The sequence below is a fragment of the Vibrio sp. S9_S30 genome (genome assembly GCF_014694455.1).
Taxonomy (GTDB): Bacteria; Pseudomonadota; Gammaproteobacteria; order Enterobacterales; family Vibrionaceae; genus Vibrio.
Genome location: NZ_JAAUWT010000042.1, coordinates 1 through 9,092 on the forward strand (window position 1 = coordinate 1; position 9,092 = coordinate 9,092).

Genomic DNA, 9,092 nt, shown 5'->3' on the forward strand with positions numbered 1-9,092 from the left:
ATGGCGACCCAGACCAGCCGATTATTACAGGGCGCACCTATCACGCCACCAACATTCCGCCGTACACTTTGCCGGACAACAAGACCAAAACGGTCATCCGCAGTGAAACCCACCAAGGCGATGGGTTCAATGAACTGAGTTTTGAAGACCAAGCCGACAATGAAAAAGTCTACCTGCATGCTCAAAAAGATTTGGAGCGGGATGTGCAAAACGACGCCACCACCCACATTCATAACGATGAACACCACACGGTGGATAACGACCAGTTTACCCATGTAAAAAACCATCAGCATCTGACGGTGGATGGGGAAAGCCGGATCAAAATTGCAGCCGATCATACGTTGATCGCCGAGGGGTCCATTCATCAAAAATCCTCCAATAACTGGGCGAGCGATGCAGGCACCGAGATCCACGTAAAGTCGGGGCAAAAGGTCGTACTAGAAGCCGATAATGAAATCACGATCAAAGCGGGTGGCAGCTTCGTTACCGTTGATGCTTCTGGCGTCACGCTATCGGGGGCAGGTGTTAACCTGAACTCGGGTGGTGCGGCTGGCAGTGGCAGTGGTTTCGGGGGGCAAGCCGCTTTAGAGCCTGGGCAACCAGCCCCCCCTCCGGCAGCCCCTGCGCCAATTCTTACCCCCGCACAGATCGCCACCATGAAATCTGCCGCGCCTTTCTGTGAAGAATGTGAGAAGTGCAAGGATGGACAATGTTCGATCTAAACGCGTACGCAGACAAAGAAGCGTTGTCTTGGTATGCCATTTTTAACGGAGCGACCGATTACAGTGCCCTTGCGGATTTTTACCAGCGAGGCGGAAAAGACGCCTACGGCATTTGGTTAGGCACGCAATATGAAGATTGGACACTGGTGATGCCCTACATCGCCCCTGTTGATCCTCAGGGTGAGTTCATCGATTGGGTAGCGGACGAAGCCAAAAAAGACTGGGGCATGTTGGTTGGCACCACGTCCACATTTCAACAGGTCTTAGCGCATTTTCGTAGCCTGACACAAATATGGATGCCATCTGGCACTCATGCCTTTTTCCGTTTTTATGATCCGAGATTTAGCCTGAATGTGGCGAAGTTTTGCGATAAAGAACAGCGAGCGAAAGTCATGGGGCCCTGTCAAGTTTGGCTTTCTCAGCATGGGGATGTGATTAACCCTGCTCCCACTATCGACAATATAGAACAAGAGTTCCCATGGTGGACAGTGCCAGAAGACGCGCTGCTACAACTCTCCAATATGGATAACACTACCCTTATCGCTAACACCATAAAATGGCTAAAAGAAAGCCATGCCGATATTTATTTTTTCTTCCCCGAAAGCACCGTTGAAGCCAAAGTGACGCGTTTAGTTAACCGTCACAGAAAGGAATTTGGCTCACTCAACGAATACATAAAAAGTGTGCTTGAGAAAGAGGTATACCGATGACGACCACCATGACGATGGCAGACGCAGAAAATCTGTTCAGTACGATTAAAACCGACTTCGAAAGCTCGATAGATGAGTATCGTCGCCATTCAAAAAATTGGTTTTATGGCTGGGCTTTAGACATGGAACAAAAAGTCATCGTTAATCAGGATGAGTACTCAGCGGACACCGACGATTCCAACATCGAGGCCGACTTAATTACCTGCCCACTAGACGGAAAAATCACACTGGTTCACTGCTTCGAAGCGGAAGCTTTTGTGCCCATTGGTGGCACACCTTTCAAAATTCAGCCCATGAAACTTGAAAAAAACTTTTGGGGGAATTTTGAATACGAAGCGGACGGCGAAGCCATTTCAGGCACCATGGATGACAACGGATTCGCTGAAATTACGCTGCCGCCAGAGCACAGAGGTAAACAAGTCCGCGTCACCTTTTACCCCAATGTTTCTGAAAGCGACATCCAAGCGATGCTGGATTCTTACGACCCCACCATCAGCAAACTCAGCGCTTGGCTCGAAACCCAGTGGAATACCAGTCTTCGTAAAGAATGGAGCCTCTACATTAACGAGCCGATTGATGTGTGGAGAGAAGTCAAACAATTCATGAGCAAATTATTGGATGCCATCATCGATGCGTGGGATGACATCGCCGAACTGTTCAAGTTGCTCGCCAACCCAAGCAAACTGGCAGAGCAACTCGCCAAATACGTTGAAAACCCGGAACTGATCGCTCAAAAACTCGCTTCAGCGAAAAAAGAAGCTGCCGAAATGCTCACCTTATTAAAGGATGAAGCGCGCTGCTTCCTTTGTTTAAATGCGGCTGTTTCTTGGTTTAAGTTGCTGAGCCCACTTCAAATCATTGGTATTGCCACGGGCATGCTGGCACCGCTTCTTGTGGAAGTGGTATTAAGCATTGTGATTCCGGGCGGGGCTGTTTTGAAAAACATGAATCGATTGAGCAACGTCGCTGGCGCAGCGACGCTCGTAGGAGCGTCATAATGGCTAGAAAACCCCGCTATGCCCCTATCGTCAAAAAAATAAAAGAAATGGTCGAATTAGTGAAGGTCGATGCCAAAGACAACATTGGCACCCTCAACAAAGTGACCCAACATGGTAACGGAAAATTCAACGGGCAAGCGAAAGTCAACCAATCTGTCGACGGTAAAACGGTTCAAAACGCGACATCTGAAAAACGCCAAGCCAAACAATCGACGCACATAACCACTAACGACAAGCGAACGGTAGAAAACAACGCCAGTAAGAATGGTAACGGCGACGCAACTCAATCGAACCAAAAAACCAATACCGAAGGTTGCCCTGTTTCAATGGTGACAGGCGAAGAACTGCTTGAGCTGCAAGATGTCACCCTACCCGGTGCACTGCCGTTTACCTTTACCCGAACCTACAAAACCAGTAGCTGTGATCTCAATACGGGGTTAGGGTTTGGCTGGAGCCACCCACTCAGCCAATCTTTGGTCTTCGAAAGTGGAAAGCTCTTTTGGCTGGATGCAGAAAACAAACGTACCGAACTGCCTGAACCCACGACACAACTGCCCGAGATATACAACGATCTGGCTGGTGCGGCGGTATTCTTAGGGCAAGAAGACGGCGAATACATCCTCGCCCAAGCGGGTTCGCCTTTTTACCACTTCAAACGACAAGGCAATTCGGCTCGCCTGAGCACACTGTCCGACCAATACGGTAACCGGCTGACCGTTCGCTACGATGGGTATCAGCGCCCTGAGGCCGTCGTGAATGAGCACGGCATCGCCCTATGGTTTGTGTACAAGCACGACCTTATCGCTCAAATCGATTTTCGCACGCTCACCAAAGGTGATACCACGGGTAAGTGGTTCACCGAAAAAACCTGTGCCACCTATCAATACAACACAAGTGGCCAGCTCATCGCACAGAGAAATACGGGCGGTGAGGGGGAAGATTACGCCTACGATGCTCAGCACGTTATCACGCTTCGGAAAATGGCAGGCGGCGTGGAGTTTGGTTGGGAATGGGGTGGCAGCGGCAAATCGGTTCGATGCTTGCGCCACTGGAGCAATACAGGCTACAACACTCAATTCGATTGGGATGACGAATCCAATGCCGTCGTGGTCACTTACTCGGACGGCAGCACCGCCGCCTACCAACACGACGAGAACGCCAAATTAGTTCAAACCACCGACCCCGATGGTGCGGTGACAAAAAATGAATACAACGACAATGGCGATTTGGTGCTAACCGTCGACGCGATGGGCAACGAAACCAAACACGTCTACAACGAGCAAAACCAAAAAGTCTTAACCATCGCCCCTGATGGCGCTACAACAGAGTTTCAGTACTGGCGTGGTAACCTGCGCAAAGTCATTCAATCCGACCGAAGCTGGCGCTACAAATACAACGAATTTGGCGACATTACCGAAAAGCGTGATCCGCTTGGTCAGGATACGTTTTATCGCTACAACCAATACGGTCAGCTAGACCAAATCCGCTACCCCGATGGCAGCCAACATAAACTGGCGTGGAACCGATTGGGCATGCTGATTGGGGAAACCTACCCAGACGGCTCGGAAGCGACTTATCGCTACGATATCTTTGGACGGATCGTACTCGAGAAATCCGTGACTGGCGCGATGACGCGCTATGAATGGGATTCGGCAGACAGGCTCGCTCGCATTGTGCTACCGGGCGGTAAATCCAAATCTTTCGAATACAACGGTTACGGTAAACCCACCAAAGTGGTGGACGAAAACGGGCATGTCACTCGATTCGATTATCACCCGCACACCGATTTGGTCAGCCGTGTGACTCAACCCGATGGGTCTTCACTTCAATACGACTACAACAACGCCAAAAACTTCGTCAGTACCATTACCAACGAAAGGGGCGAATCGTACTTTATCGATTATTACCCTAACGGGCTAGTGCAAAGAGAAACCACCTTCGATGGCCGGTTCTTCGAATACGAATACGACCTCAACGGCAAGTTGGTTAAAGAAACGGAAACGGGCACACAAGGTACCCGACTAGAAACCCTATTTGAACGCGATGTAATGGGTAGGCTGACCAGAAAAGTCCTCCCCGATGGCAACGAAGTTACCTACGCTTACGACGAATATGGGCAACTGACGCACGTTAACGATGGCGACACCCCATTAGCTTGGCAATATGATGCGCTAGGCAGGCTTACCCAAGAGCACCAAGGCTGGGCCTCTCACTATTATCAATACGATGAGCTGAGTAACCTGGCTCATTGGCAACTGCCCGACGCCAATACCCTTCGGTATGAGCGCAGTGCTGGTGGCGTGCTCTCGCGCATTATGCTGAATGAGGAGCAGCTCACACGGCACCACTTCGATAACGGTTTGGAGACGTCTCGCCAGCAAGGGAGCCTCACTAGCCGTTTCCAGCACGATGAAGAAGGCAGGTTGATTGCTCACACGCATCATCAACGCGGTCAGCTCACTCAATCCAAACAATACCAGTACAGTGCTGATGGCAATCTGGCGGAAATGGCAGACAGCCGATATGGCAAAGTCCACTACGATTACGACCCACTTTCACGCCTAAGTGCCACTAAAGGCGTAGTCGAAGAGACCTTCGCCCACGACCCTGCGGGTAACCTGCTGCAACAAACGTTAGGTGGGCGTTTTGAAGAGGTAGAGTCTGGCGTACAAGGTAACCAGCTGCAATTTCATGGCGATGCGCATTATGAGTACGACGAATTTGGGCGTTTAATTGCGGAAAGGCGTGGGAAAGGGCAAGCGCTTGTCACCACTTACGAATACGACTGCCAGCACCGACTAACCCAAGCTACCCTGCCCGATGGCACCATCGCCACCTACCAGTACGACGCTTTTGGGCGACGCATTGCAAAAAGCGTGACCGACAAGCTGGGTAAGCAAACCAATACCGAGTTTGTGTGGCAAGGCGATAACCTGATTGCGGAAACCAGTGATTCTCACTACCAAACCTATGTGTACGAGCCGGGCAGCTTTAAGCCGTTAGCACTCATTAGTGGCGAAGGGGAACACACCGAGGTTTACCATTATCAGCTCGACCAAATCGGTACCCCGACAGACCTCACCGACAGCAGTGGTAACAGTGTGTGGTCGGTTCAATATCGCGCTTACGGCAATGTGCTGTACCAACATGTTGAAGAGATTGCCAACCCACTGCGCTTCCAAGGGCAGTATTATGACAGCGAAACAGGGCTACACTACAACCGCCACCGTTACTACAGCCCAAGCACGGGCAGATTCACCACCGCCGACCCAATCGGGCTTGCAGGCGGGTTAAATAACTATCAGTATGTCCCTAATCCGACGGGATGGGTGGATCCTTTGGGATTGGCGGTTGAGAAGGCTGTAGGGGCATGTTGTGGTACAACCCAAAAACCAGATTTTTATGTCGGTCCAGATGGTCCTTCATCCACATTGCCATCAACCGCATATAGATATATGGATTCTTCCTTTGCCAATCAAACAATGGAATCAATGCAAGCTCCCCTAAGTTACTTTGGATTCACTAACTTTAATAGTGGGAAAAAAGCGAGAGATGCATTCCAGATATACTACGATAAAAATGATCCTTTAAACTCATGGAGTGATGCTAGGTTAAAAGGTGAATTTGATACATTACAGCTATATGATTCGACAGGAGAACCTCAAGTAAGAGTTCCAATGGAGGCTGGAGACCATGGTAAGATTCCTGAGCCTTTTACAAGATATTATCCTGAGTATGGTAATGGCGGGGAGAGGCAGTTGATTCCAATTGATATGTCAAATAAGCCTATAATCAAGTTTAGAACATTGAAAACTATAGGAGAATAACTTATGGAAAAACAAGAATTAGACAAAAACCTAATATATCTGTTGAATAAGTACTGTTCTGATGAAAGTAGGAAAATTCATCTTATCGAAGAAGTTAAAAATAGTAAAACCCCTATTGCTAAGTATATATTACATGAGATGAGAAAATATTCATTGGAAATTGATAACAACCATGATGGTCAATTAATAAAAGAGATTTTCTTTCATTTTGGATGATAAATTTAAAACACCTTAGACATAAGAATTTAAATGAATTTAAATGGGACATGAAATTTGGAATTTAGAATTTAGAATTTAGTGAATTTAGTGGGACACACACTTTAAGAAAACACCGCCCCTAATAGCGCAGCAATCTACGCAAAGTCATTCAATTCGACCGAAGCTGGCGCTACAAATACAACGAATTTGGCGACATTACCGAAAAGCGTGATCCGCTTGGTCAGGATACGTTTTATCTCTACAACCAATACGGTCAGCTAGACCAAATCCGCTACCCCGATGGCAGCCAACATAAACTGGCGTGGAACCGATTGGGCATGCTGATTGGGGAAACCTACCCAGACGGCTCGGAAGCGACTTATCGCTACGATATCTTTGGACGGATCGTACTCGAGAAATCCGTGACTGGCGCGATGACGCGCTATGAATGGGATTCGGCAGACAGGCTCGCTCGCATTGTGCTACCGGGCGGTAAATCCAAATCTTTCGAATACAACGGCTACGGTAAACCCACCAAAGTGGTGGACGAAAACGGGCATGTCACCCGCTTCGATTATCACCCGCACACCGATTTGGTCAGCCGCGTGACTCAACCCGATGGGTCGTCACTTCAATACGACTACAACAACGCCAAAAACTTCGTCAGTACCATGACCAACGAACGGGGCGAATCGTACTTTATCGATGATTACCCTAACGGGCTAGTGCAACCTTAGTGGGACACACACTTTAAGAAAACACCGCCTCTAATGGCGTGATAGGAGACTCGAGCACTCAGATTCGAATTTGTGGCAGTTCAATCATGGCTGTGTGAAACTCGAGGACAGGCACTTTTAGAAGAAGCTTAAAATCGTGGATAATCACTTTTCGTTTATGCCGTAATTGTGATGAACGATCTTTTCGAGGAAAAACTGGAACATAACGCACGCTAACCCCTTGAACACCAAAAGTTGCAGTGAGTGGCTTTGTGTTCCAAGCTCAACTCACTGTGTCTGATAGAAGTCGTGTTTTCTTACAGTGACTATATGACTAATTCATTAGCCATCCAGTTTATAGCTTTAAAGAAATACTTACTGAAAGCGAAGCTGCCGTACCAATGATACGGCAGCTTTGGGAATCATTGCAGCTTGGTGGGTTTTAGAATCGGAAGTTGAGTCCAGCTAAGATAGTGTCAGAGTAATAGCTGTTTTCAAACATGAAGCGACGATAGTCCAAACTAAGGCTAAAAGTATCCAGCAAGATGATCTCTGCTCCGCCCCCAAAATATGGGTTTACCCCTTTTTGGTGTTCAACCGTTTCTGCCCCCCCTGACTTGGGTTTGAGTGTTCGTTGTAGATCTGAATGGCTGACACCACCCATCGCGTAAAAATTGATAAAGTCCGTTGGAGCAATGTTAGCTTTCAAACCAGCGAAGGTCGCATCATATTCAAACGTTTCTGTGCTGTCAGTAAGTGCACCAGTCACAATAGCGTTGGTCACTCCAGAAGCGGTCGCATAACCAATTTCAGCAGAAAAATTGGTGTGAAATTGATAGGCGTATTCAAACTGGACTGCAATCCCAGCATCGTCAGTGTCATCATTATTGATTGCTGCTCCTCCAAGTTTGATGCCCACATAGTGGTTAGCTCCGAAAGTGGAAGTAGATAAAAGTGCGGCAAGCAAAAAAGTGATGTTTTTCATATTTATTCCTAGAAAGGCGTCTCGTAACTATCTGAAACTATATACATTCAACCAATGTCAAATTCTGAATTTAGCCAGAAAAACTTACTTAACATGTGTATTTGGGAAGAGCGATAAGGTCAGAACTACACTCATAAAATACCGCTCAAATGCTGTTAAAATAATTCAACAAAAAACTTGAGGACAGGCATTTTTAGAAGAAGCTTGAGGTGTTTTCCAAAAAACTTGAGGACAGGCACTTTTAGAAGAAGCTTGAAGTGTTTCTTGCTGCTTATACCAAGTACTGTTCTGTTCGTATAGTTGAAATCGGGTCGGATGCGTGGGTTATTTGCCTGAAAAGTGGCAAATATCCCTTATCTATTTGAATTTTAGGTATGTGAAACCGCCAAAGTGGCTATTTGGCTTAAGAGTTTATGGTGTGTGGTTTAGTTTGAAGGGAGCGTTAGCTATCTGGTAACCGAAAACCGGATATGCGCTTTCTGTTTAGTTTCGGCATCGCGTGTTTAATGGTAGCTTCGCAACCAACGATTGTGCCCTTTTCCAGTTGAGTACAAGCGCTCATCCAAGAGGCTTGGTCAATGCCCAATCGGTTTAGGATGGAAGGAAGCGCCGAGTGAATACTGCCACGTTTGTCTTCACGAATTTGCCTGCCTGTCCAGTCGACCAATTCTAGGTAATCCAGCAGCCGAAAAGGAATGCCCGGAGGGATATTCTTTCTGGGGTAGCCCACAAAAGGGTGTAAGCAAGGTGCCGTAGTTTTGTTGTTTTTCAGTGCTTCAATACGCGCTTTTACAGAGGTGTATTCCGATGCTTCAGGGGTATTTGCCATACTAGCTCGAACTGGGTTCAAATCGACGTAGGCCATCGCCGCCGCAAGGGCTTGTTCATCCAATAAAGCTTGGCTTTTGAATCGCCCTTCCCAAAAATGCCCAGTAC

General features: G+C 47.7%; 7 protein-coding genes and 1 pseudogene. 6 read left to right on the top strand and 2 right to left on the bottom strand.

Annotation, left to right across the window (positions count from 1 at the left end):
- The 6 genes from HC752_RS23175 to HC752_RS23200 all read left to right on the top strand — a co-directional run.
- On the top strand, nucleotides 1-722 hold a 722-nt coding region (locus HC752_RS23175), incomplete at its 5' end, for a bacteriophage T4 gp5 trimerisation domain-containing protein (RefSeq protein ID WP_446751455.1).
- A complete protein-coding gene (locus HC752_RS23180; RefSeq protein WP_190337565.1) occupies nucleotides 710-1,432 on the top strand; it encodes a DUF4123 domain-containing protein in 723 nt (240 codons plus the stop codon). The genes HC752_RS23175 and HC752_RS23180, both read left to right, overlap by 13 nt.
- Nucleotides 1,429-2,430, top strand: coding sequence for a Rhs family protein (locus HC752_RS23185; RefSeq protein WP_238930608.1), 1,002 nt, complete (start codon nucleotides 1,429-1,431; stop codon nucleotides 2,428-2,430). Before HC752_RS23180 ends, HC752_RS23185 begins: the two co-directional genes overlap by 4 nt.
- The gene (locus HC752_RS23190; protein ID WP_190337566.1) at nucleotides 2,430-6,257 is read left to right on the top strand and encodes an RHS repeat-associated core domain-containing protein; all 3,828 of its coding nucleotides are present in this window, start codon (nucleotides 2,430-2,432) and stop codon (nucleotides 6,255-6,257) included. Before HC752_RS23185 ends, HC752_RS23190 begins: the two co-directional genes overlap by 1 nt.
- Nucleotides 6,258-6,260: 3 nt before the next feature.
- Nucleotides 6,261-6,473 (top strand): hypothetical protein, encoded by a 213-nt coding sequence (locus tag HC752_RS23195; protein WP_190337567.1) that lies wholly within the window; start codon nucleotides 6,261-6,263, stop codon nucleotides 6,471-6,473.
- A gap of 314 nt (nucleotides 6,474-6,787) precedes the next feature.
- Complete coding sequence (locus tag HC752_RS23200) at nucleotides 6,788-7,192, top strand: hypothetical protein (RefSeq protein ID WP_446751456.1); 405 nt, start codon at nucleotides 6,788-6,790, stop codon at nucleotides 7,190-7,192.
- Between the two features lie 421 nt (nucleotides 7,193-7,613).
- Here the strand turns inward: HC752_RS23200 and HC752_RS23205 are convergent, their stop codons facing one another.
- Together HC752_RS23205 and HC752_RS23210 are read right to left on the bottom strand one after the other, a co-directional pair.
- Complete coding sequence (locus tag HC752_RS23205; RefSeq protein WP_190337568.1) at nucleotides 7,614-8,156, bottom strand: outer membrane beta-barrel protein; 543 nt, start codon at nucleotides 8,154-8,156, stop codon at nucleotides 7,614-7,616.
- A 442-nt stretch (nucleotides 8,157-8,598) separates the two neighbouring features.
- Nucleotides 8,599-9,092 (bottom strand): annotated as a pseudogene (locus HC752_RS23210) (alpha-amylase family glycosyl hydrolase); the annotation flags it as partial.